This is a genomic window from Carboxylicivirga mesophila (assembly GCF_018271975.1).
GTDB lineage: Bacteria > Bacteroidota > Bacteroidia > Bacteroidales > Marinilabiliaceae > Carboxylicivirga > Carboxylicivirga mesophila.
On record NZ_JAGUCN010000001.1, the window covers coordinates 42,268 to 66,387 of the forward strand.

The following is a 24,120-nucleotide window of genomic DNA, read 5'->3' on the forward strand; positions in this document are numbered from 1 at the left end:
GGATGTTAGCAAAATCTTTTAAATCACTCGGGCAATTTTTATTAAGATATGGATTAGCTGTAGCGTTCATATGGTTAGGTCTGATGAAACTTAAAAATAGCGAGGCCGATTACCTCAAAGATGTTTTGTCAAACTCTGCAATGTTAGGCTGGTTGCTAAAGTACATTACGCCATATGCATTTTCGCAACTGGTTGCATACTTGCAAATGCTGATAGGTATTATGATAGCAGCAAAACCGGTTGCTCGTAAATTGTCTTTTGTGGGAGGAGTGCTTGCTACCATAGTGTTATTTTTGAGTGTTACCACTTTATTTACCAGTTCATATGTTTGGTTGCCACCCTATGGCTTTCCAGAATTATCAAAGCTGGGGCAAAGCATTCTGAAAGATGTTATTTTATTAGGAGCAGCTATGTGGTGTGTTGGCGATTCGGCCTAAACAAACTTGATTGAATCTCATCCAAAACCAGGAACCAATAAATTGTATTTAATGAAAAATGTAACCGTTTTTTGTGCTTCAAGCCCCAAAGTTAAACAGGCTTATCTGGCCGAGGCAACTAGTCTGGCTGAAGAGCTGGTAAAAGCCAATTATAGAATAGTATATGGCGGAGGCGCTGTTGGGTTGATGGGAAATTTGGCTAATCGTGCGCTAGAACTAAATGGCCAGGTGAGGGGTATCATACCACATTTCATGGTTGAAGTGGAGTGGGAGCACAAAGGTGTTAGTGATATGGTGCATGTGGATGATATGGCCGAGCGAAAAAAATTGCTTGTAAAAGATAGTGATGCCATAGTGGTACTCGCTGGTGGTATTGGCACGCTGGAAGAGTTGTTTGAGGTGTTATCCTTAAAAAAACTGGGGCAAATAACACAGCCCATTATCCTGGTAAACACAGGAGGTTTCTTTGATCCCTTAATTAAGATGCTTGAGAAATTAGTGGATGAGCAGTTTATGCGCGTTGAGCATCATGCCTTGTGGCATTTGGTTGAATCTTCACAGCAGGTATGTCAGGCCATTGAAGAGCTGCCTGCATGGCATAATAATGCCATTGAGATAGCAGCGGTGAAATAAGTTTCTTTTGAGTTGTTATTTGCGAATATATGCATTCGTATTTTTGATTACTTTTGTCGAATAGTGCTTTTTTTGGATGGGGAAAACAACGGTAACATATCAGCAAGCGCAGCAGGTTGCAGTCGGTCAAGCCGCTACAAGTGGTGATAGCCTGGCTACCAATAAAAGTTTGCGTACGCCTATCCAGGAAATATCGACTGCAGCACCGAGGCATTTGCAAGTGAAGCAAGCAGCGCTGCCAAAGAAGAAAATTTACAGAACCTGGTCCTCAGAGGACTCGGTTTATTTCAACCTTAAGTCATCTGATGGAGCGATAGGTATTGGTAAGGTATCTTTGCCAAGTGAGTCAACAGTCGAAAAACAGGCACTGAATAAGACGGCAGCAGAATCTATTCAAATAGCGATAGACACAAGTAATCAGTCTGTACAAAATGTTGTGTCTGTTCCACCACCTCCGGTCATACAGCGCAAGGGTTCTCCATTTGAGGAATCCAAAGACTGGCTGGCAGGCTTTATTTTGCTTGCTTTAATTGTGGCAGGCTTCATAAAACTTACGGCGGGAAAATACTTAAGTGACTTATTCTCATCGGTTCGTTATCAGCAGAGTGCCTCCAAGTTATTTTTCAGTGGTAATCTTCAAAATCAAAAGCCATCGTGGGCGCTCACTGTGTTATTCTTTTTGTCAACATCGATGCTCATTTTTGAGTTTGCTCACCTGGGAGGTAAAAGTCCGCAGCGTTTTAGTCCTTTTATCTTTTTTATATTGGTAAATGCAGGTGTGGTTGGTTATTTTATTCTCAAAAACCTGCTATATCGGTTTGTGGCGGCTGTATTTGAAGCCCATCAGGCTACCAAAGAATATTTATTTAATGCCAATATGCTAAGTAAGGTATTTGGTATAGCGTGTTTGCCAATCGTTAGTATTGTACCATTTGTTGATGTATTAACAGCTACTTTTTTGCTGAAAGCAGGTGTTGTGCTATTTATAATCATGTACATTATTCAATTACTTCGCGGGGCTAAAATAATTTTGCGCAGCCCCCTTTCAATATTTTATATGTTTTTGTACTTTTGTGCCCTAGAAATTTTACCCTTATCAATACTTATTAAAGTAATGATATACTAGGGAATAGTAAATGAGGTAAAGGTTTAGTTGAATTTAAATTGTAGAACATTGAAGATTAAAAGAATACTGGTTTCACAACCCAAACCCTCAACCCCCAAATCTCCCTACTTTGATTTGGCCGAAAAAAGCAATCTGAAAATAGATTTCAGACCTTTTATTCAGGTAGAAGCGGTTTCAGCAAAGGAATTCAGGCAACAAAAAGTTAATTTGCTGGACTATACAGCAGTGATTTTTACCAGCCGAACAGCTATCGATCATTATTTCCGCATTGCTGAAGAAATGCGCGTAACTGTGCCCGATACCATGAAGTATTTCTGTATATCAGAAGCAACAGCTTTTTATTTACAGAAGTATATTGTGTACAGAAAACGTAAAATCTTCCACTCTACAGGAAAATTTGCTGATTTAGCCGAGGTAGTGAAAAAGCATAAAGATGAGACTTTCCTGGTGCCATTATCGGATATTCATAAGCAGGAAATTCCAACTTTGCTGAATAAGGCAAAAGTAAAGTACACAAAGGCAATTTTATACCGTACAGTTAGTAGCGACTTGAGTGATCTTAAGGATGTTAACTACGATGTGCTGGTGTTCTTTAGTCCTTCGGGAATTGCTTCATTAATGCAGAACTTCCCTGACTTTGTGCAGAATGATACCAAAATTGCTTCTTTTGGACCAGCTACAGCCAAGGCGGTGAAGGATGCAGGCTTGCGTCTTGATATTCAGGCACCAATGCCACAGGCTCCATCAATGACAATGGCGCTTGAGCAATACATCAAGAAATACAACAAAGGAAAATAATACATACAGCCTGAGGCTGATTAATCCTCTTTGTCTCTGGCAGAGAGGATTATTTTTATCTGACAATAATGGAACAGCAGCGGTTTACCTTTAGTAAGAATGAGCGTTTGTGCAGCCGCACAACCATTCAGGAACTGTTTACAAAAGGTCAGTCGTTTGTTAAATATCCTTTCCGGGTGAGTTACATACCTATAGAATCAGGTGATGATGTGCCCATTCAATTGCTTATCAGTGTATCCAAGAAGCGATTTAAGAGAGCTAACAAGCGCAATCGTGTAAAGCGACTTGTGCGCGAAGCATACCGTTTAAATAAACTTGATGCTTATTCTCAACTGAAGGATGTCAATGTGCATTTAGCTGTTGCTTTTGTGTATTTGCCAAGTGAACTTCTTGATTTTGCTTCTGTTCAAAAGGGAGTGAAGAAAGCACTCAAAAAGCTAACTGATGAAGTTCGAAAGAATGAAGAAAAAGAATAGCATAGTGCGTTTTATTCATTACCTGCTATTCCTGTTGAAAAGCGGGCTGGTGGCTCTTTTGCTCATACCTGTTAAGTTGTATCAGTGGTTTATTTCACCCATTTTAGGGGCATCATGCCGGTATACGCCCACTTGCTCACAGTATACCATTGAGGCGCTTAAGAAGCACGGGCCATTCAAAGGCTTATATTTATCCATAAAACGTATATTGAGCTGTCATCCATGGGGTGGCCACGGGCATGATCCTGTTCCTTAAGCAGGTTGGTTTATTTTTCTTATATTGCCATTCAAAATATCGGAGGGAATAGAATGGATGGTAAATTAATGAAAATGAAGAAGTATCTTTTAAGTTTTGCGCTATTACTGTTTACACTTGCTTCTTTTGGTCAGAAGAATACGCGAATAATTGGAACCTGGCTCACACAAGATGGGGATTCAAAAGTAAGCATCTCGCAAGATGCTGATGGTACCTTTGCCGGGCAAATTATATGGTTAAAAAATCCGACTGAGAAGGATGGTTCACATAAACTGGATAAGCATAATCCCGACGAGGACTTACAGAAACGTAAGATTATTGGTTTGAATATTCTTGAGAAATTCACCTATAACGATGATGAAGGGGAATGGACCAATGGTACTATATATGATCCTAAAAGTGGCAATACCTATAAATGCTACATGTGGTTCGATGGCAATCCCAATAAGCTGCAAGTGAAAGGGTATATAGGATTTTCGTTGATTGGAAAGAAAGTTAGTTGGACACGAGTGGTGGGGGATGCCTAAAAGGTATAACCCAACTGAATAGATAAGAAATCGGCCACACGGCCATGAGCCTTAAGATTAACGCCTGCTATAAAGTGGGCGTTAACTTTTGCCCTCAGGTAATAGTTCTGCAAAAGTAAATTGGGTGCTTTTTGTCCTTTCAACAGATAGGCTCCTATCTGCTGTCCAAAATAGAGTTTCCCAAGAATAAACTCGTTACCCACCAAAGGGGCTAAACTCCATTGGTCCTTGGTGCTGGTTATCTCCGATGATTCCTGATACTCAGCAAAAAATGAAACGGTAATTGCATTAATGCGCGATACCTGCCAGCTCCGATTGATGATCCCCGTTATAACATTTTGATTATTTGTATGAGTGGTGTCTTCCTTTAGTGAGTAGCCCAGCAATATATCCATCCGTTTTGCTTTTGTGTAATGATGCAGTCTTTTTGCAGGGGGTATAGTATAATGATGTAAGGTATGCTCAACACCTAAGGCAATGACCGGGTAATTGATGCCCAGGTTGGGTTGTTTTATTCCGCCATTGGAGATGTGTTGAAAGGAAGCTGTCGCTTTTATGGCCCATTCGTTAGTGAAGAAATAGTATACACTTCCTCCGCCAAACAAAGGAAAAGCCAGTTGGGTGCTGTATGTCAGGTTTTGTGGATTGCTTTCAGGGTGATATGGATGACTCATAAATGCGACTCCCATGCCAGCTTTTAAGGAGTATCGCCATCGTCTGCCAGCTTTGATAAAAGGTTCAATATAAGCCACGCCTGTGAGTCCATGTCCCAGATCAGCATGATTGAAATTGACGTAATTAACTCCAAGGCCCCATTTAACAAACGTGCCAAATGTTTCCCTGATGTTATCTTTCAATAGTAGCCGACTGAATTCAAATTCAATCCCGTAAGGATGTGTTCCATTATACGGATATAATGACTTGGTATGTACCTGAAATTGCCCGTAATAGGCCGATATGCCATAAAAAACTGGTGCGTCAGACTGGTTGGTTTGTGCATATCCACTTATATTATTCAGAATGAGGCAAAGGGCAATGATGGTTAAGTCAATTTTTATATGATGAGTTAGTCTGAGCATCTTAACAAGTTAAGGTATATAGCTCGTAAATTCCCAATAAAAACCTTTTTAGGTTCTTTTTTTCCATGTACTTTTAGGGAGCATACCTAAAATGAAAAAACCATGTATTTGAAAAGTATAAATCCGGCAACAGGGGAAATAATCAGGGAATATGAGGAGTTTTATTCCGATGAGATTGATAATGCTATAGCGGCCAACTATGAGGCTTATAAGATCTGGAGAAAAGAGCCTGTTGAATTGCGGGCGCAACTATTGATTAAAGCAGCAAAAGTGTTGCGCGATAAGCAGGAGGGATTAGCTTTCAATATAACGGTTGAAATGGGTAAAAACATTGTTGAAGCCCGTGCAGAAGTAGAAAAGTGTGCTAAAGTGTGTGAATATTATGCACAAAATGGTGCCGGATTCTTAAAAAGTGAAATCATTCCAACAGAAGCCAGCTTATCATATGCATCCATGCAGGCCATAGGTCCCGTATTAGCTATTATGCCATGGAACTTTCCTCTGTGGCAGGTGTTCAGGTTTGCGGCCCCTGCATTAATGGCAGGTAACGTTTGTTTGTTAAAGCATGCTTCCAATGTGCCGGCTTGTGCTTTGGCCATTGAAAACATATTTGTAGAGGCTGGCTTTCCTGCAGATGTATTCAAAACACTATTGGTGCGAAGTAGTAAGGTTGAAAAGATAATTAGCGACAAACGCGTTAAAGCAGTGACGCTTACAGGCAGCACGCCTGCTGGTAAAGCTGTGGCTTCTACAGCGGGTCAGCACCTTAAAAAATGTGTATTGGAACTGGGTGGTAGTGATCCTTACCTGATTCTGAAAGATGCCGATATTGATGCAGCAGTGGAGGCATGTGTGGCAGGTCGTATATTAAATGCCGGGCAAAGTTGTATAGGTGCTAAGCGTTTTATCATAGCAGATGAGGTGTATGATGAGTTCGCTACAAAATTTACGGATAAGATGCGTGACATTACCATAGGTGATCCGTTTGATGAAACAAAGGATATGGGACCTTTGGCTAAGTCGAGTTTTCGCGAGGATTTGCACCGACAGGTGGAAAGTAGCATAGGCAAGGGCGCAAAGCTGCTTACAGGGGGGTATATTCCCAATCGCGATGGGGCATACTATCCGGCAACGGTTTTGGGTGATGTGCAGCCAGGTATGGTAGCCTACCACGAGGAGTTGTTTGGGCCCGTGGCTTCTCTTATAAGAGCGAAGGATGAGGCCGATGCTATCCGAATTGCCAATGATACAGTATTTGGACTGGGAGCAGCTGTATTTACGCGTGATGTAAAGAGAGGGCAACAGATTGCCGAAGAAGAGCTGGATGCAGGTTGCTGCTTCGTGAATGACTTTGTGCGCTCTGATCCACGATTACCTTTTGGAGGTGTTAAGGAGAGTGGTTACGGCCGTGAACTATCGCATTACGGCATGAAAGAATTTATGAATATTAAAGGAGTGTACATCAAATAAGTGAATGATAGCCAGGTCAACAATAGATTGTTGTAGCGGGCTAAATACATTAATGATATATATGGATTGTCGTCAGGCCTTAAATAAAGCAGCAGCTCTCTGTTCAAGAAAGGAGTATTGCACAACTGATATCCGCAAAAAATTGGTAAACTGGGAATTGGGTGATGAAGAAGTGGAAGCTGTTTTAGTGCGTTTAGTGAATGAGAAGTTCATTGATGATAGTCGTTATGCAAGCTATTACGTGAAAGATAAATTCCTATTCAATGGGTGGGGGCGAATCAAAATCCGTTTTATGCTGCGCAGTAAAGGCCTATCTTCATCAATGATTGATGAGGCTCTGGAACAGATTGTGGATGCAGATTATTCTGAAAAACTGGCAGAATTATTGCATAGTAAAAACCGGCAGATTAAAAACAAAGACGCCTGGCAGACAAAGGCGGCGCTTGTGCGTTTTGCTCAGTCCAGGGGTTTTGAACCAGATATCGTTTATCGTTTAATCGACCAATATTTAGAAATATAACCTGAAGCAATTCATTATGAATAAACAAGCAAACTTAACTCTCCTTTTACTATTGGCATTTTTACTGATGCCAAACATTAGCGAAGCTAAGAAAAAGCCCTCCTGGGTAAAGCAACGGCCAAATGATCCGGCCTATTATATTGGTATTGCCAATGTGCCAAAAGCAGGCAGTGCTGTTGAGTATCGTCAGGCCGCCCGTGGAACCGCACTCAAGCAAATGAGCAGTGAAATTAAAGTGAATATCTCTTCAAACTCGGTATTGCATAAGATTGAAACCGATTATGAATATAAAGAGGCCTACGAATCTAAGATACAGGCTTCGGTAGAGCAAACGCTTGAAGGCTACGAAGTGCTCACCTGGGAAGGTAGAAAAGAGTATTGGGTGATGACCCGTTTGTCGAAGCAGAAATATGAGCGTGCCAAACAGATGAAGCTGGATAAAGCCAAGATGATGGCTAGTTCATACCTGACCGATGCTTACAAGGCCATTGATAATTATGATGCTTACTCAGCTCTAAATTATCTGGCCAAAGGTGTTATCAGCCTGAAGGATCATCTGGAAGAGGACTTAACCTATAAAACCGTTGACGGAACCTACAATGTCGGAACCGAACTGTTTAGTGCTATTCAGGATGTATTTCGCAGGGTGCAACTAATGCCGGTGCAATCAAACTATCAGATACAGTTTTCGAAAAAGCTGGAAGTACCGATTGGTGTTAATGCGACTTTTACTGGTAAGGCAGGGGAGAAAAGGCCATTGGTAGGCTTCCCTTTAAAATATGAGTTTACCAAAGGTGAAGGTATTCTTACGGCTCAGAGTAAAACCAATTTCGATGGCTATACCTCGGTATCCATCACCAGGCTGATATCAAAACGAAAGATGCAGGAAATAACCGCCGGTTTTGACTTTTCGCATGTGGCAGAATCGGAGATGGATGATGAAGTTAAGCGCCTGCTGAAGGTGTTTTTCCCTGTTAAGCAAATGCCTGCGGTTGGTATTGCCATTGAAGTCCTCAAATCAAAAGCTTACCTGGTAAGCGAAGAGAAAGTGTTTGGAAAGCTGGATGATAAAGGGGCTTTTACCGGTATGCTTAAAACCGAACTCAATGAGAATTTTTTTACTTTTACAAGTGACGTGAATGAGGCTGACTTTGTAGTGACTGTCAACTCTAATTTTGTAGCAGGTGATGAACGTAAAGGGCAGGGCTACTCAGTATTCACCGTTTTTGCCGATTTTAATATTGCCATTCAGGATATTAAGAGCCAAACAGAAATATTCGCCGATAACCTGACGGGCATCAGAGGAATGCGACCAGGTAACTACGAATACGCATTAAAAGATGTAAGAATAAAGCTGATTGAGGAGTTTAAAGAACAGATTGAACCTCGCCTGGAGCAGGTAAATATGTAAGCACTGTTGAACTATAATAGATAACCCGGAATGATTGTCATTTCGGGTTTTTAGTAACCATTCGGATACACGATCGTAACACCGGGTGATAAACACCTGATAAAATGAGAAAAGCTTTTATACTAATATTTGTATTGCTTGGAACCTGCCTTAGCCTGATGGCTCAGGGTTCAAAGCGCGTATCAGCAAAGGAGTTTCATGCATTAATACAGCAGCATCCTAATGCTTTACTGGTAGATGTTCGGCCGGCCGGGATGTTTGCAAAATACCGTCTGCAAGATGCCATGCCGGCACCCGAGAAAGCTGATTTATTAGAGCTGACAAAAGTAGTTCCCAAAACGGATACTATTTTTGTGTATTGCGAGAAAGACATACGTACCCGCCCTGCTGCTGAGGTGCTTGTGGAATTGGGTTATATCCATGTAATTGAATTGAAAGGCGGGCTGGTTAGCTGGCGTCGTAATGGATTACCTTTGGATCAAGATGAATATTAGTTAACTCGGGGTGTAGATTTATGTCTAAAAGTATGGGAATTAAGTTTTTATTGTTATATTTATCTGTATAACAGAATTTTATGAAACGTAATTCTTTATTTAAAAGCACGCACTTCAGTATAGTAATATTCATGTTATTTGCAGGGTGCTCGAAAGATGATGAGGCTACACCAAAGCTTACTGTTATTACAAAGGAAGTTCTGGTGCAATCAGGAGAAACACAAACTATTGTTGTGGAATCTGACTTTCCTGTGTCGTTCTTTTCAGCTAATGGATTTCATGCAACAATAAATAAGGAGGGCATCGTTAAAGGATATAAAGTAGGCAAAACAGAAATCATAGTTGAATGTGAGGGTGAAGCTATCAAAGTCCCAGTTGAAACAATTGGTAATCATAACTTATTTAAAGAACCTATTCTGGATTGGACTTTGAAACGGACAAACATAATTAGTGCATATGGAACTCCCGATGTTGACAAAGTTGAAGCTATAGGTTATCAATACTCAGGCACAAAAGGTTTATTTTACTATTTTGATGAACTGACAAAAGTTGAAGGCGTTCTTGTTTTAATCTCAAAATTAGCTGTAGATAGTTTGATAGATTATCTTGATGAGCGATACGTGTATATTGGCAATAGTGATGGGGGAGGAATTATTCTGATTAATGCTTATGAACCAGAAGAGGCCAGCACTGCTATTAGGGTTGTTGAGGATGAAGAGTATATTATTGTTGCATATTTTCCTATTAGTTCCTTGGAGCTTAAGTCCATTGATAAAGCAAATGAGCCAATAACCGAAATTATACGGCATATGCTTTCTAAAATACGATAATGGGCTTTAATTAGTTTAAAATAACGGAGTGCATCAATTTCTGATTGATTTATCGCAGAAGTTTTTCTTAATACCCCCCCCCCAACCAATAAACATTTTAATATAAAAATGCCCTGCTCCTATAATGAAGCAGGGCATTTATTTATAGTTAATTCTTTATTCGTTTATTTTAAAGAAGCTGATGACTTCATTGAGTTTTTGAACTTCCTCTGAGAAGGACTCGCTTAGATCCGATATCTTGTCTGCTGCCGCCGCATTACCCTGAGACACAGTGTCCAGCTCTAAAATTGCTTTATTCACTTGCTTTGAGCCTTCATTTTGCTCCATAGAGGCTGCTGAAATTTCAGATACCAGGTTATAGGCCCTCTGTATATCCGGCACCAGGCTTTCAAATATCTCGCCGGCTCGTATAGCTATGTCAACACCAGCAGTTGCTTTCTCTCGTATTTCATTGGCCGACTCGCGACTTCGCTCCGCCAGTTTGCGTACCTCGGCTGCCACCACTGCAAAGCCCTTACCTTCCTCTCCGGCTCTGGCTGCTTCAACAGCTGCATTGAGTGAGAGGATATTTGTTTGCATGGCTATTTCTTCGATAATCTGAACTTTTTCGGCAATTAGCTTGATGCCTTCAACCGCCCGCTTAACTATTTCGCCACCATCACTTGTCTCCTTAAAGGCTTGTGACATAATGTTTTCAGTTTGCTTGGAATTGTCGGCATTCTGACTGATGTTGGCGCCCATTTCTTCCATCGAGGCAGATACCTCTTCGGTGGAAGTCGCTTGTTGCATCGAACGGCTTGACAATTCGTTGGCCGAATCAGTAAGTTTGGTACCGCCTTCTGAAATGAGTAGTGCTGTTTGTTTGGTCTGGGAGATAACCTCAGATATTTTATCAGTCATCTTGCTAAATGTCAGTGCCAGCTGTCCAATTTCATCGGCACGGGTGGTAAGTTCAGCATCAATGTTCACTCCCAAATCCCCTTCGGAGAGAGAGTGAGCCACTTTATTCAGTTGTAATATTGGCTGTGCCAGCGACTTTGAAATGAAAAAGGCCAGAATCAGCGCCAGTAACAGGAAAATGGTGCCTATGACAAAAGTAATATTGCGAATAGGGTTGAGCATGCTTACCAGTTCGTAGGTCGGAACCGACATAATAATTTTATGTCCTGTATTGCCAATGTTCATATATACAATCTCATTCGCTTCGTCATCAATCATATATTCACTGATCAATCCTTTATCAACTGCATTTACAATTTCGCTTGCAACTTCGCCCAATACTTCATTTAGCGATGTGTTAATATCATTATTATCCTGGGCAAGTTTTATGATGCCACTGTCATCCACAACCCATAATTTACTACCTGCGCTAAACTTTCTTTGGGTTAGCTCATTAACGAGGAAGTCAATATTCATACCAACACCTGCAACGCCTAATGGGTTTTCAGCACTTCCCATTATAACGTTAATGAATAGGGCTGATTGATTCAGTTCTCGGTTAAAGTCAAGATTGGTCTGAATTCGTTTGTGACTATCTTTGATTGTATTAAAGAACCAAACATCATCCGGATCGTCTTCTGATATAACATCAAGAAGAACATGACCTTTAGACCAGAAGTTACGAGTGCGATTATTGACTGCAAAAGCAGTTAAATAACCAAATTCATCCACCGCTGAATCTATCTTGTCCAAACAAAGCGACTTAATGTCTTCATTGCTTTCATCGTTCTCAAACCAGTTCGAAATTAGCGGATCGCTGGCAAGGCTGATTGAGGTTTCAATGGCCTTTTCAAAGCCTGCACGTAAGTTGCTTTGTGAAGCCTCTAAAAAGGAGTGAAGTTGTTGAGTTCTGATGTTTTCGGTTAAGGTGTTGCTTACTGAGTAATAGAAAGTAAAACTCACAGCTGCAATCACCATAAAAACGACAGCCCCAAAAGATAGCAATATCTTGGAGCGAATGCTTCGAAGTTGCATACAACATACTTTTTTTAACCGGATAGACCGGTATTTGTTAAACACTTATAAATTCCCATATTGGTAAAGGCAGCCGTTGTTTGGCCGATTGTTTTCCCTATTCCTTTAGCAATGAGTTACAATACGAGATAAATATCAAATGGTTATAAGATCTTAAAAAAAAATATTGCCCATATTTTGAGTGTATGTCAAGGTTCATTTTACCTCATAAAAAAAGGCACCAGTGGTGCCTTCTTACTTGCGGTAGATGTATAATAGTTTATCGTTCGCTGTATTGTTTCTGATAATAATTCTCATAGTCGCCCGAGATGATATTATTCAGCCACTCCTCGTTGGCCAGGTACCAGTCCACGGTTTTTTCAATGCCTTCCTCAAACTGCAATGAAGGTTCCCACCCCAGCTCATTCATCAGCTTAGATGAGTCGATGGCGTAGCGCAAATCATGACCGGCTCGATCTTTCACAAAAGTGATGAGCTTTGCTGATTCGCCTTTGGCACGACCCAGTTTAGTGTCCATCACCTCGCATAACTTATGGATGAGGTCAATGTTGGTCCATTCGTTAATGCCGCCAATGTTGTAAGTTTCCCCGTTTTTGCCCTGGTGGTAGATGAGGTCGATGGCTCGGGCGTGGTCAAGTACATACAGCCAGTCGCGTATATTTTCGCCTTTGCCATAGATAGGAATGGGCTTATTGTTTTTGATATTATTGATTGACAGGGGGATGAGTTTTTCAGGGAACTGGTTGGGGCCGTAGTTGTTGGAGCAGTTGGAGATAACCACTTGCATGCCATAAGTATGATGATAGGCACGCACCAGGTGGTCGGAACTGGCCTTTGATGAAGAATAAGGACTGCGTGGGTCATAAGCGGTTGTTTCGGTAAACAGGCCTGTTTCGCCCAGTGAGCCATATACCTCATCGGTTGATATGTGGTAAAACAAGTGTTGGTCCATCTGGTCTTTCCAGGCTGTTTTGGCCGCATTCAGCAGGTTGACCGTACCCAGAATATTGGTTTTGATAAAAGCCAGCGGATCGGAGATGGAGCGATCAACATGCGACTCGGCAGCCAGGTGGATAACACCGTCAAATACATGCTCGGCAAACAGTGCATTCATATGCTCTGCATCGGTGATATCGGCTTTAATAAAGGTGTAATTGTCTTTGTTTTCTATATCCTTCAGGTTCTCCAGGTTGCCCGCATAGGTGAGGGTATCCAGGTTAAAAATATGGTAATCGGGGTATTTCTCAACAAATAACCTTACCACGTGCGAGCCAATAAAGCCGGCTCCGCCGGTAATCAATAGCTTTTTCATATTTCAATATCAAAGTTTATCCCGGGTAGTGGGAGTGTCAAACAAAAGTATCAAGATTATTATCAAGTTACAAGCTTCGTCTTACTAGCAATAAAAAAGCCTCAAAGATGAGGCTTTTAGTCTTTATATCTTAATCTGACGCTTACGCACCTGCAGGTCCCTGATATTTGGCATCGCCAAAGCCCAAAATGGGGTAGAAAATAAACCAGAGGAAGATAAGTCCTAATGTAAAACCAACATCTTTGCCAAAACTTTTCGCTAATAAGTTGGTTACCCAGATCAGAAGGATAATATTGACAACAGGTATTAGCATCAATAGTAACCACCACCAAGGTTTGCCTACAATTTCAAGTAATACAATAGTGTTGTAAATTGGAATTAAGCATGCCCAGCCAGGTTTCCCTGCCTTTTCAAAGATTTTCCACATTGAGGCAATTAGCAAAACAACAACGGCCATATAAATTATACCGCCAAATAATCCTACATCTTCCATAAATCTGTTTTTTATTGGTTAGAAATCGTGTGGATGACCACACTGTTAAAAAATTGCAGCTTGAATATAAACAAAAAAACAGGACAACCTGAGGATTGTCCTGTTAAAAAGTTTTCAGCCAAAGAGCTTATTTTGTGGACTTCTCAATTATAGAATGCCCATTTTCTCTTCAATTATACACTTAAAGCAGCGTGCTTTTATTGCTGAACCAAACTGTTATCCTCACTTGATTCAGGTGTGGCCGGAGTTTCGGAAGTAGCAGGTTTTATGCGCTTAAACAAATAGCGTGTGATGTATATGCCATTGTTATCATCCTTTCCTCCGTAACTCTCAACCCCAGTGTTTATAAAAGCCAATTCCCAGCCATCCTGCATCATCTGGTTAATCTTTGATGTCAGCAGAGCATCATTGGAAGCGATGTTTTGAAAACGAATACCGCCCACATTAAAGAAGTTAAGCAGTTTGGTCTCATCGTAATCTTTGATGCGTATATCCGATCGGTCACTTTTGTTGCGATCGCCACTTTCAGCTGTTTGGGTTGTTGTAAATTGTTTATAGTCTACCTCCGAGTCGGTAGAGATAAGGCGCGATCGTCCTACTCCATTGGGTACAATAGATTCAATGCTGGTAATAATTTTCACCTCATAAACGGGTTTGTCTTGAGCAAAAGAAGCTGTTGTGACTAGTAAAACGATTAAGGTTGTAATCAGGTTTGTTTTCATTGTTATATGCTTTAAGAATGTCATTATTGTATGTTACTAATTTTGTTTAGAGACTTTTTATCAGCCTATTGTACTAGTTTTCTGAAGTAATAACGTGTCATAAAAAGGCCGTTGGGATCGTTATTGTTCTCGCTGGCGCTATTGTCGTCCAGCAGCATTTTCATCCCCATCTTAAACAACTCTTTTTTAACGGTTATATCTGCCATTTTACTCTCAACGCCCGTTGATACAAAAAACAGTTCCCAACCATCGGTCAGCATGCTATTAATTTTCGATGTCACCAGCGCATCGTTACTGGCCACATTTTGGAAACGGATACCGCCGGCATTGTACAGGTTCAGCAGTTTTGTTTCTTCGTATTCCTTTAGACGTATGTCTTTGCGGTTGCTCTTGTTTCTGTCCTTCGTGGCAGCTGTTTGGTGTGAGGTGAAATCGAGGTAGTCTACCCTGGCCTGCGTGGAGATCATCCGCGATCGTCCGGCACCTCCGGGTACCAGTGATTCAATGCAGGTGAGTACCTCTACCTCATACCTGGGAGTCTGGGCCTGCATGTCGTAGCAGCAGATCCCAATCGTTAGGGATAGTAGTAGAATTACTTTGGTCATGGTGTTTTATTTGTTTGTAATAAATGATTAGCAAACTAAATTGCCTGTTTGAAAGGTCATATGATGATGACTCGTGTTGTTGCAACAGTTATAAGAAAAACAACTGGGTGTTTACACGTATGTTATGTTAGTTTAAATGTGGCAGGCAGTGTTTGTGTATGGAAATTAATATCTATGGGAGAACAAAAAAAGCTGCCAGAATTTTCTGACAGCTTATGAATATTGTGATAAGTGATGACTTGTTAAAGGCCTCTCACATTCTTTTCCCAGGCCCAGGCCGAGGCTAAAGTTTCCTCAAGTGTTTTCTCAGCTTTCCAGCCCAACTCGTTGTTACCATAGGTGGTGTCGGCCCATATTTTTTCAATGTCACCTGCACGTCGGTCCACCAGCTTGTATTTCAGGTCAACACCTGTTACTTCAATAAAAGATTTTACCAGCTGCATCACTGAGTAGCCTGAGCCGGTTCCTACGTTAAAGTACTCGTAATTGGCTTTCGTCTGTCCATTCAGCATGCGATCGATAGCTACAACGTGTGCTTTTGCCAGATCAACTACGTTAATGTAGTCACGAATAGCCGTGCCGTCTTCGGTGTCATAATCGTCACCAAAAATGCTCAGTTCTTCACGAATACCTGCAGCTGTTTGTGTGATAAATGGTACCAGGTTGTTAGGTACGCCTACTGGTAACTCACCAATCAATGCACTTGGGTGTGCGCCAATAGGATTGAAATAGCGCAGGGCAATACAATTGATGGCTTCATTGGCCTTGCAGTAGTCGCGCATAATGTCTTCGCATATGGCTTTGGTGTTGCCATAGGGCGATTCGGCTTCTTTGCGGGGAGTTTGCTCAGTAACAGGCAGTACTTCAGGTTGCCCGTAAACGGTGCAAGATGAAGAGAATACCATATGAGGCACCTTGTACTTGTTCATGCACTCCAGCAGGTTCATTAGTGAGCCCATGTTGTTGCGGTAATACTCCAGCGGTTTCTGTACCGATTCGCCAACGGCCTTATAAGCTGCAAAGTGAATGATGGCATCAATGTTGGGGTACTTCTGGAAGAAGTTGTCGGTGAGCTCGCGTTCAGATAAATCGAATTTTTCAAAAGCCGGACGGATGCCTGTAATCTTCTCGATGTTGTCCAGCACTTCAATTTTGGAATTCGACAGGTTGTCAACAATCACCACGTCGAATCCTTTTTCCTGTAATTCAACCACGGTGTGTGATCCAATGTAACCTGTTCCTCCGGTTACTAAAATCTGCTTTGCCATTAGTGTAGCTTTCTTTTTAACCTGATTGTCTTTTATTCAGGTTGAACTTACAAACAGCGACTGACTACTTACGTTTAAGTGAAAATCTGTACTCTGCTTGTTCGTTTCATAGTTAAACGAGCTTCAAAAGTACGAAATCGTTTGCAATGAGCGGATCAAATGTGGCTGTATTTTATCATGTAAGCCCTTAATAAACGTTAAAAGTACTTTTATTATTGACGGCCGGCTATGAGTACTAACAGTCAGAGGGATAACTTATTCACAGTATTGGATTGTGTTTGTTGCCTCAAATTTAGTAACTTAGCACATTATTAACGGGAGGTGGTTAATAAGTAGGTTGTTTATCAACCGGTTTTCAACACTTTACCAACAGATGTTGAAAGAAAGTTAATATCCTCAGGCACGTTTTTGTTAATTTTGCAGGTATGACAACAGTTAGCCAACAAATATCGAATCTATTGTTCACGCATGAGTGTGTGATTGTTCCTGGTTTAGGTGCTTTTGTATCGAGTCCGGTAAGTGCCGCGCGCGATATGGATAAAAACCTGTTTTTACCACCATCAAAAGAAATTGGTTTTAATCGCAGCCTTTCGCATAACGATGGACTGCTGATTAGCACATTGGCGCAGCAGAATGGCATCAGTTATGGCAAAGCCAAGGTACTGGTGGAAGAGTTTGTAGCTGCGGTGGAGGCTAAGGTGAATACTGGAGGCAAGGCGCTAATTGAAAAGGTGGGCACGCTGCAGAAAGATGCGCTGGGCTACCTGTTGTTTGTAGCGGATGAGTCGGAGGCCTATCTGACTGATGCTTATGGCCTGTCGTCTTTCCATTTTACACCTGTGGTAACGCCTCAGAAGCCGATGGTTGAAAACCGTCAGGTACGTCGTTTACTGCAGCCTGTTAGTTTGAAACAGATTGCGGCCTCGGTGGCTGTGTTGGTTGGCTTGTTTGCTATTTCTCAGAGTGTGGAAAACCCGCAGCTCAAGAAGAGTATGAATGCGGCCAGTACCATCTCGTTTGTAATGCCGGAAACACCAACCGAAGCAAACTATGAGGTGCAGCCTGCCGAATTAAAAGAAGCAGAGCTTGCAGCTGAAGAAGCGACGCCTGTTGAGAAGAATAGTTACTACCTAATCGCGGGTAGTTTTAAAACAGAGAACCAGGCGCAGCGTTTTCTGAATATTGTGCATGAGATGGGCGAGCAGCAGGCTTTTGTATTGCCAAGCCCCAATAATCGTTACCGCGTGGCTATTGAAGGTTATGCCGACAAAGCCGATGCCATTGCCGATATGGGCGTGTATCGTCAGAAAGAGGATTTTAAAACTGTGTGGGTGCTCACACAACACTAAGAAACGTTTGTACTTAATATAGTAAGGCTGCGGCAGGTTTATTCTGTTGCAGCCTTTTTTATTCACAGCAGAGAGCATAAAATATATAAGGATCGCATCTTGATAAGCAGGGTGTAAATAAAGACCGATTACAATGTAAAAACCATTGAAAAGCCTATGTGATATGCAATCCCGCCGGGATTGTTATTAATAGGGTTGGCTTTTTTTCTATAAATATTCAACTTCTCCAAAGTTGTTGTATTATCTCCAGAGATTTCGCCTTTAAAAAATAGATTGATTAAATTTCTTCTTTTATCCACAAAACAACGTTCGACGAAGTCAATTTCGCGAATTACACCAATGTTAAATTCCGCATAGCGAAATAATTGGTGTTAATTGGTGCAATTAGTGGTTTAATATTTTTAATGGTGTTTAAAAGCAATTTCCCTGTTATTATCTCCAGCGGAGATAAATATTTGTAGATAAGCGCAATGTAAATGACCAATCAACCTCAGCGAGGTTGAATATATACTTAATCGGTTATTAATGATTAATTCGTAAAAACACCACTCCTCAATCCTCTCCTTCAAGGAGAGGAGGCCACTACTTAGTAAGTATATTATCGTGCATTAGAGGTAGTTGTCATTTCGTGTAATGTCACCTTCTCTTTTAGAAGGAGTGGTATAAAAGATTAACTTCAGAGGGTTGTGAGAAGCTCTAAGGATCGCATCTTTATTCGCAAGAAATAAATAAAGATGCGATCCTTAACGTCGTAGATGTTAATAAGAAGATGTAAACCTTAATACTACGTTCTTTCAGCTGCTGCTTCTACCTGCTTGAAAACCCTCAGGAAGTTACCGCCCCATATTTTGGCAATATCCGTCTCGGTATAGCCGCGCTTCACCAGTTCTTCGGTAATTTTTGGAAAGTCGGCCACATCGACACAGTCGCTCAGCCCGCCACCGCCATCAAAATCGGAGCCGATACCCACATAATCAATACCCACAAGTTTTACCACGTAATCGATATGATCCACCGCATCGGCAATACTCGGAAGCAGGGGCGGGTAGTGCTCGTCAATAGCCCGCCATTCGGCCCAGGCCTGTTTGCGTTGTTCATCGCTGCTATAGTTCCAGTTATTGTACTTTATGCGCAGCTCTTCGTGCTTCAGGTAATTAAGTGAGGTGGTGTCTTCGGCTTGTATGTAGCCACCCAGTATGCATATCTGTATCACACCACCTTTGGCCGCCAGCAGTTTAATCATGCTGTCATCCATATTGCGAGGATGGTCACAGATGGCACGCACCGATGAGTGCGACGCAATAACCGGTGCAGTACTTTGGTCCATCACATCGTAAAAGGCTTTATCCGATATGTGCGATACGTCAATGATCATACCCAGCCGATTCATCTCTTTAACCACTTCACTGCCAAAAGGGCTCAGGCCATCGTGCTCGGGACCTTTCTTATCGGTGGATGAATCGCATATATCGTTGTTTTTGGTGTGCGACAGGGTGATGTAGCGCACGCCCCTGTTGTAAAATTCTTCTACACGACTGGCTTCCCTGTTAAGCGGAAAGCCATTTTCCATGCCCAGGTAGATGGCCCGCTTACCTGCTTGCTCCAAACGAATGGCATCCTCCGCTGTGTAAGCCAGTTCGGCTATCTGGCTGTTGGCCTTAACCGCTTTCTCGGTGGAGTCAATCATCTCATGCGCCATCTGGTAGGCCAGTGCATTGTTCTCGTCGGTGCGCTGTCGCTGCCCGGTAAAAATGGCAAAGAAGATGGCATCGAGGCCGCCCTTCTGCATACGCGGCAAATCTACCCGGCTCGATGGTGCCTGGTGCTCCTTTCCAATATCAAAGGTGTCGCGCAAGAAGCGCATGGGTGTATCCACGTGTGTGTCAATGGTGATAGCCTGGCGGTGTGCTTCGAGCGCATCCGCGGGTTTTAGCTGGCACGACGACAGGCCGGTGAGTAGGAGGCATACTATGCCCAATGCTTTCATATTCATGCGTGTAGATTTTGTGCAATGATAGTTAAAATGTGAGAATCTGCCATGGTATGCACATTGAGAGTTAGTTATGTTAATCTATATATTTAAATTAATCAGGTGTATTTGTTCATTAGTCATAATAAATCAACCGTTAGTCAAGCAAATGGTATTTTTCCCTTCAAAAAGGTGTTACGTTTCTGGTTTTCTGCAATTAACTAATAGAGGCCTATGTTTTATCAATTTTTTTGTCATGAAACTATTTGAAGAAGTTGAAATGCTCAAAAGAATGTTTGAGTTAATTCATAAAAGACAAACCGGTAATTCAAGCACTTTTCATAAAAAGCTTGGAATATCAAGAAGTAAACTCTATAACCTGATTGATGATTTAAAGGAAAAAGGAATTGAAGTTGAGTATGATAAGAAAATAAAATCTTTCTATTTAAAAGAGGATATATGTGTTAAGGTTGATGAGCCAATTCAAATTATTGATAAAGAGGAACTAGAAAAAATTAATGGTGGTACTTTATGTTATTCCATTTTTTTGGACAAACCCATGGCTATATTTGACGCTGCCAAAACACTTAGCCTTAACTTATGAAGCAAATTTTTCCGCCTGAAATTGCTGTGCATTCGACCGAAGCACATTTTCAAAAGCATAGTCAACAATTTGTATGGATTTATGTATTTTCCTTAATCTTGATAATTATTTCGATAATTGTCCTGCCTTTCATTCATGTTGAACTTACTACTCAGGGTAGGGGGGTAATAAGAACACCTGTTGAGAATAGTCAGATTCAAAGTTCATTTGCTGGTCAGATAATAAAATGTGAACTAAATGAAGGTGAGCAAGTGTTTGTGGGTGATACCCTGGTGGTTTTGCGTGCTGATGACATATTGGAGCAGGTTGAGTTAGCAAGAGAGCAGCTGGATGAAAAAAAGCGTTTTGTTGATGACCTTAGCCTGTTACTAAAAGGTATTAACAAACCCAAAACAAATAGGTACTGTCTGGAAGCTACCCAATATCAGGCCAGGCTGAATGAGTTATCTATAAAAGGTAATATTCTTAAAAAAGAGTATGAAATTGCTAAGTCGCTGTACCATGATAATGTTACACCTGAGATGGAATACCTGCAGAAGAAGAGCAATTACGATGCAGCAGTTTCTCAGCTTGAGGTATATCAGCGCCAATCACTAAATAACTGGCAGGTTGAGAAAACAAAACTGTTACAAGAATGCACTAGTCTAAGTTCTTCAATAAACCGGCTTAAAAAGGAATGTGAGCAATATATCATTACAGCTCCAATTGCAGGAACCATATCAGCTCCGGCAGGCGTGCAGGTAGGTAGTTTTATTACACCAGGCCAAGCTCTGGCAACTATCTCGCCAAATGAGCACTTGATTGCAGAGTGTTATATCCATCCCAAGGATATTGGTTTTATAAAACAGGGGCAGGAGGTGCGATTACAGCTGGATGCTTATAACTATAACCAATGGGGGTTGCTAATAGGTGAAGTTAGTGCTGTTGCTGATGATATAGTAGTAATTAATAATCAGCCGGTGTTTAAGGTAAGAGCTACTATACCGGCTAATTACCTGGAATTAAAATCAGGACATAAAGGCCATTTGATGAAAGGAATGACCCTTACAGGGCGCTTTGTCTTGACCAATCGTACGCTTTACCAATTATTGTTTGATAAAGTTGATGACTGGATGAATCCGAAATTAGTGAAAAGTGAATGACTAATAGTGAAAAGCTAAAAATGTATAGTAAGTAGAAATGAAAAAGAACAGTCCATTGCGAGATAAGAGTTACCTGTTTGCAATTAAAATTGTTGAATTGACACGGGAACTGCAAAATATGAAAGAGTTTGTCTTAAGTAGACAGGTACTTAGAAGTGGGACATCTGTAGGTGCATTGATTCGTGAGGCTGAATTTGCTCAAAGCAAGGCTGATTTTATCCACAAGATGAGCATCTCACTCAAAGAAGCTAACGAAACCGATTATTGGCTGAATCTATTGTTTGATACTGATTACTTGGCAGAAATCAAGTTTGATCAGCTCAGTAAACAGTGCAATGAGTTAATAGCCATGCTGGTCTCAACTATCAAAACTACCAAAGCTAACCTAAACTCATAACTATTCACTCTTAGTTCTTAACTATTCACTTATGGTTCATCACTCTTAGTTCTTAACTTATGAAAATTAAGCAACGCGATATAACCGATTGTGGTGCAGCCTGTCTGGCATCCATCGCATCACATTATAAATTGAAACTACCGGTTTCCAGAATACGTCAATTGGCAGGTACCGATAAGAAGGGCACTAATGTGCTTGGCTTGATTAAAGCGGCTGAAAAATTGGGTTTTACTGCCAAGGGGGTTAAAGGTGGTATTGATGCATTACCCAAAATACCGCTACCCGCTATTGCGCATGTTATCGTAAAAGAAGTGTTGCAGCATTATGTGGTTATTTATAAAGTAAGTGCAACGCATGTGGAGTATATGGATCCCGGTGACGGGCAGATGCACAAAGTCATGCTTGCTGAATTTGAGAAGCAATGGACCGGTGTGTTGGTTTTGTTTGCACCCAATGATGACTTTGTGTCCCGCAATGAGAAGGTGTCCAACTTCAGGCGCTTTGTCTTTTTGTTACAGCCACATAAAAGTATGCTTCTTCAGGCTTTGGTGGGAGCTATTTTATATACCATACTGGGACTGTCAACATCCATCTATATTCAAAAGATAACCGATTATGTATTGGTGGATGGGAATACCAAGCTACTCAATCTATTAAGTGTGGGCATGTTGGTGATTCTATTGTTTCAAATCTTTATTGGAGCTGCCAAAACTATTCTGATGTTACGAACCGGCCAGCTGATTGATGCGCGCCTGATATTGGGGTACTATAAACACTTGCTGCGTTTGCCACAGCGTTTTTTTGATACGATGCGGGTTGGAGAGATTATTTCGCGCATTAATGATGCGGTCAAAATCCGGGCGTTTATCAATGATACGGCTGTTAGTTTGTTAGTGAATGTGTTTATCGTACTGTTCTCGTTTGGCTTGATGTTTATCTATAGTTGGAAACTGGCCTTGATTATGGCTGTGGTGATTCCCCTTTATGCGCTGACCTATTTTATTACCAACAGACTCAACAAAAAACAGGAACGCAAAGTAATGGAGCATGCCGCTGAGCTGGAAAGCCAATTGGTGGAATCGCTCAATTCGGTGCGTACCATCAAGCAGTTTGGACTGGAAGATTTTACCAATGTAAAAACCGAGGTGCGTTTTATTACCTTGTTAAAAACGGTTTACAAGTCGGGACTTAACTCCATCTTTTCCGGTAACTCATCGGAGTTTCTAAGCCGGGTATTTACCATTATTTTGCTTTGGGTCGGTTCCTATTTTGTCATCGACCAAAGTATTACCCCTGGCGAACTGCTGTCGTTTTATGCCATTATAGGCTATTTTACCTCGCCCGCCGCCGGTTTGATAGGGATGAACAAAACAGTGCAGAATGCCCTGATTGCTGCTGACCGCTTGTTTGAAATTATGGATCTGGAACGGGAGTCGGAAGAGAATAAAATAGACCTACGTAAGGAGCTTTTGGGAGATATAAACTTTGAAAATGTGTCGTTTAGCTATGGCACGCGGGTGGATGTATTTGAAGATTTCAGTCTTACCATTCCTAAAGGCCGGTTAACAGCCATTATTGGCGAGAGTGGATCGGGTAAAACCACGCTTGCAGCCCTTATTCAGAAACTTTACCCGCTCAACAAGGGAAGCATCTCCATTGGGCAGCACAACATTAATTATTTTAGTAACGACAGCCTGCGACAGCTGGTGGCCAGTGTGCCTCAAAAGCTCGATTTGTTTGCGGGCAATGTGGTGGAAAACATTGCAGTGGGTGAGTTTAATCCGGATATGGAACGGGTACTGGAGGTGTGTAACCAGCTTGGGATTCTGAAGTTTATCGAAGGCTTACCCAATGGCTTTAATACCTATCTGGGCGAGAACGGTGCCAGCCTCAGTGGCGGGCAAAAGCAACGCCTGGCCATAGCCCGTGCCTTGTACCGCCATCCGGAGGTGCTGATACTGGATGAAGCCACTTCGTCGCTCGACTCCGAATCGGAAAGCCATGTGCAGGCAGCTATCGATGTTCTGAAACAGCAAGGTAAAACCATAGTAGTGATTGCCCACCGCCTCAGTACGGTGATGAATGCCGATAAAATAGTGGTGCTGGAGGGTGGTCGTTTGATGGAAGAGGGCACCCATTATCAACTGTTTGAGCAGAAAGGGAAATACTATAAGATGTGGGAGAAGCAGATGCCACAAATAAGTGAAGAGTTTAGAGTGAATACCTAA

General features: G+C 41.6%; 25 protein-coding genes. 17 read left to right on the forward strand and 8 right to left on the reverse strand.

The genetic code is table 11. From position 1 onward, the window contains the following. The first annotated feature begins 2 nt into the window (after window positions 1–2). The 7 genes from KEM09_RS00155 (at window position 3) to KEM09_RS00185 (ending at window position 4,253) form a co-directional block, all read left to right on the forward strand. Complete coding sequence (locus KEM09_RS00155) at window positions 3–437, forward strand: DUF417 family protein (RefSeq protein ID WP_212223574.1); 435 nt, start codon at window positions 3–5, stop codon at window positions 435–437. A 51-nt stretch (window positions 438–488) separates the two neighbouring features. Then, the gene (locus KEM09_RS00160; protein WP_212223577.1) at window positions 489–1,070 is read left to right on the forward strand and encodes an LOG family protein; all 582 of its coding nucleotides are present in this window, start codon (window positions 489–491) and stop codon (window positions 1,068–1,070) included. Window positions 1,071–1,146: 76 nt separating this feature from the next. Further along, window positions 1,147–2,196 (forward strand): DUF4271 domain-containing protein, encoded by a 1,050-nt coding sequence (locus KEM09_RS00165; protein ID WP_212223585.1) that lies wholly within the window; start codon window positions 1,147–1,149, stop codon window positions 2,194–2,196. A 48-nt stretch (window positions 2,197–2,244) separates the two neighbouring features. Continuing rightward, window positions 2,245–2,994, forward strand: a complete 750-nt coding sequence (locus tag KEM09_RS00170; RefSeq protein ID WP_212223587.1) for a uroporphyrinogen-III synthase — start codon at window positions 2,245–2,247, stop codon at window positions 2,992–2,994. Between the two features lie 68 nt (window positions 2,995–3,062). Next, complete coding sequence (rnpA, locus tag KEM09_RS00175; RefSeq protein WP_212223589.1) at window positions 3,063–3,470, forward strand: ribonuclease P protein component; 408 nt, start codon at window positions 3,063–3,065, stop codon at window positions 3,468–3,470. After that, entirely contained in the window at window positions 3,439–3,726 is a 288-nt protein-coding gene (gene yidD / locus KEM09_RS00180; RefSeq protein ID WP_425305773.1) for a membrane protein insertion efficiency factor YidD, read from the forward strand. The genes rnpA and yidD overlap by 32 nt, the downstream gene beginning before the upstream one ends. Before the next feature lie 74 nt (window positions 3,727–3,800). Beyond that, on the forward strand, window positions 3,801–4,253 hold the full coding sequence (locus tag KEM09_RS00185) for a DUF2147 domain-containing protein (RefSeq protein WP_212223598.1): 453 nt from the start codon (window positions 3,801–3,803) through the stop codon (window positions 4,251–4,253). Here KEM09_RS00185 and KEM09_RS00190 read toward each other — a convergent pair. Then, complete coding sequence (locus tag KEM09_RS00190) at window positions 4,250–5,332, reverse strand: acyloxyacyl hydrolase (protein WP_212223601.1); 1,083 nt, start codon at window positions 5,330–5,332, stop codon at window positions 4,250–4,252. The genes KEM09_RS00185 and KEM09_RS00190 overlap by 4 nt on opposite strands. A gap of 102 nt (window positions 5,333–5,434) precedes the next feature. On the opposite strand from KEM09_RS00190, the gene KEM09_RS00195 reads away from it, so the two are divergent. The 5 genes from KEM09_RS00195 (at window position 5,435) to KEM09_RS00215 (ending at window position 10,057) form a co-directional block, all read left to right on the forward strand. Beyond that, a complete protein-coding gene (locus tag KEM09_RS00195) occupies window positions 5,435–6,802 on the forward strand; it encodes an NAD-dependent succinate-semialdehyde dehydrogenase (protein WP_212223603.1) in 1,368 nt (455 codons plus the stop codon). Between the two features lie 52 nt (window positions 6,803–6,854). After that, window positions 6,855–7,322, forward strand: coding sequence for a regulatory protein RecX (locus KEM09_RS00200; RefSeq protein ID WP_244824727.1), 468 nt, complete (start codon window positions 6,855–6,857; stop codon window positions 7,320–7,322). 16 nt (window positions 7,323–7,338) lie between these two features. Then, the gene (locus KEM09_RS00205) at window positions 7,339–8,733 is read left to right on the forward strand and encodes an LPP20 family lipoprotein (protein WP_212223611.1); all 1,395 of its coding nucleotides are present in this window, start codon (window positions 7,339–7,341) and stop codon (window positions 8,731–8,733) included. Window positions 8,734–8,837: 104 nt separating this feature from the next. Then, window positions 8,838–9,227, forward strand: coding sequence for a rhodanese-like domain-containing protein (locus KEM09_RS00210; RefSeq protein ID WP_212223613.1), 390 nt, complete (start codon window positions 8,838–8,840; stop codon window positions 9,225–9,227). Window positions 9,228–9,307: 80 nt separating this feature from the next. Continuing rightward, window positions 9,308–10,057, forward strand: coding sequence for a hypothetical protein (locus KEM09_RS00215; protein ID WP_212223615.1), 750 nt, complete (start codon window positions 9,308–9,310; stop codon window positions 10,055–10,057). A gap of 156 nt (window positions 10,058–10,213) precedes the next feature. Here KEM09_RS00215 and KEM09_RS00220 read toward each other — a convergent pair whose 3' ends face one another. The 6 genes from KEM09_RS00220 to galE form a co-directional block, all read right to left on the reverse strand. Further along, complete coding sequence (locus KEM09_RS00220) at window positions 10,214–12,031, reverse strand: methyl-accepting chemotaxis protein (protein ID WP_212223617.1); 1,818 nt, start codon at window positions 12,029–12,031, stop codon at window positions 10,214–10,216. A 259-nt stretch (window positions 12,032–12,290) separates the two neighbouring features. Next, entirely contained in the window at window positions 12,291–13,343 is a 1,053-nt protein-coding gene (gene rfbB, locus KEM09_RS00225) for a dTDP-glucose 4,6-dehydratase (protein WP_212223619.1), read from the reverse strand. A 142-nt stretch (window positions 13,344–13,485) separates the two neighbouring features. Then, window positions 13,486–13,836 (reverse strand): DUF5684 domain-containing protein, encoded by a 351-nt coding sequence (locus KEM09_RS00230; RefSeq protein WP_212223621.1) that lies wholly within the window; start codon window positions 13,834–13,836, stop codon window positions 13,486–13,488. A gap of 197 nt (window positions 13,837–14,033) precedes the next feature. After that, the gene (locus KEM09_RS00235) at window positions 14,034–14,558 is read right to left on the reverse strand and encodes a hypothetical protein (RefSeq protein WP_212223623.1); all 525 of its coding nucleotides are present in this window, start codon (window positions 14,556–14,558) and stop codon (window positions 14,034–14,036) included. A gap of 65 nt (window positions 14,559–14,623) precedes the next feature. Beyond that, window positions 14,624–15,163, reverse strand: coding sequence for a hypothetical protein (locus KEM09_RS00240; protein ID WP_212223625.1), 540 nt, complete (start codon window positions 15,161–15,163; stop codon window positions 14,624–14,626). A gap of 242 nt (window positions 15,164–15,405) precedes the next feature. Further along, window positions 15,406–16,431 carry a UDP-glucose 4-epimerase GalE gene (galE, locus tag KEM09_RS00245; protein ID WP_212223627.1) on the reverse strand — a complete coding sequence of 342 codons (1,026 nt, stop codon included), beginning with the start codon at window positions 16,429–16,431 and terminating at the stop codon, window positions 15,406–15,408. A gap of 425 nt (window positions 16,432–16,856) precedes the next feature. Between galE and KEM09_RS00250 the strand changes: the two genes are divergently transcribed. Next, window positions 16,857–17,780, forward strand: coding sequence for an HU domain-containing protein (locus KEM09_RS00250; protein WP_212223630.1), 924 nt, complete (start codon window positions 16,857–16,859; stop codon window positions 17,778–17,780). A gap of 784 nt (window positions 17,781–18,564) precedes the next feature. Here KEM09_RS00250 and KEM09_RS00255 read toward each other — a convergent pair. Beyond that, entirely contained in the window at window positions 18,565–19,773 is a 1,209-nt protein-coding gene (locus KEM09_RS00255; protein WP_212223632.1) for a dipeptidase, read from the reverse strand. A gap of 232 nt (window positions 19,774–20,005) precedes the next feature. Here KEM09_RS00255 and KEM09_RS00260 point away from each other — a divergent pair, with 232 nt between their 5' ends. From KEM09_RS00260 to KEM09_RS00275, 4 genes are read left to right on the forward strand one after another with little or no spacing between them, the layout of a single operon-like run. Next, window positions 20,006–20,353, forward strand: coding sequence for a hypothetical protein (locus KEM09_RS00260; protein WP_212223634.1), 348 nt, complete (start codon window positions 20,006–20,008; stop codon window positions 20,351–20,353). Then, window positions 20,350–21,495 (forward strand): HlyD family secretion protein, encoded by a 1,146-nt coding sequence (locus KEM09_RS00265; protein ID WP_212223638.1) that lies wholly within the window; start codon window positions 20,350–20,352, stop codon window positions 21,493–21,495. Before KEM09_RS00260 ends, KEM09_RS00265 begins: the two co-directional genes overlap by 4 nt. A gap of 37 nt (window positions 21,496–21,532) precedes the next feature. After that, window positions 21,533–21,892 carry a four helix bundle protein gene (locus KEM09_RS00270; protein WP_212223639.1) on the forward strand — a complete coding sequence of 120 codons (360 nt, stop codon included), beginning with the start codon at window positions 21,533–21,535 and terminating at the stop codon, window positions 21,890–21,892. A 59-nt stretch (window positions 21,893–21,951) separates the two neighbouring features. Continuing rightward, window positions 21,952–24,120, forward strand: coding sequence for a peptidase domain-containing ABC transporter (locus tag KEM09_RS00275; protein WP_212223640.1), 2,169 nt, complete (start codon window positions 21,952–21,954; stop codon window positions 24,118–24,120).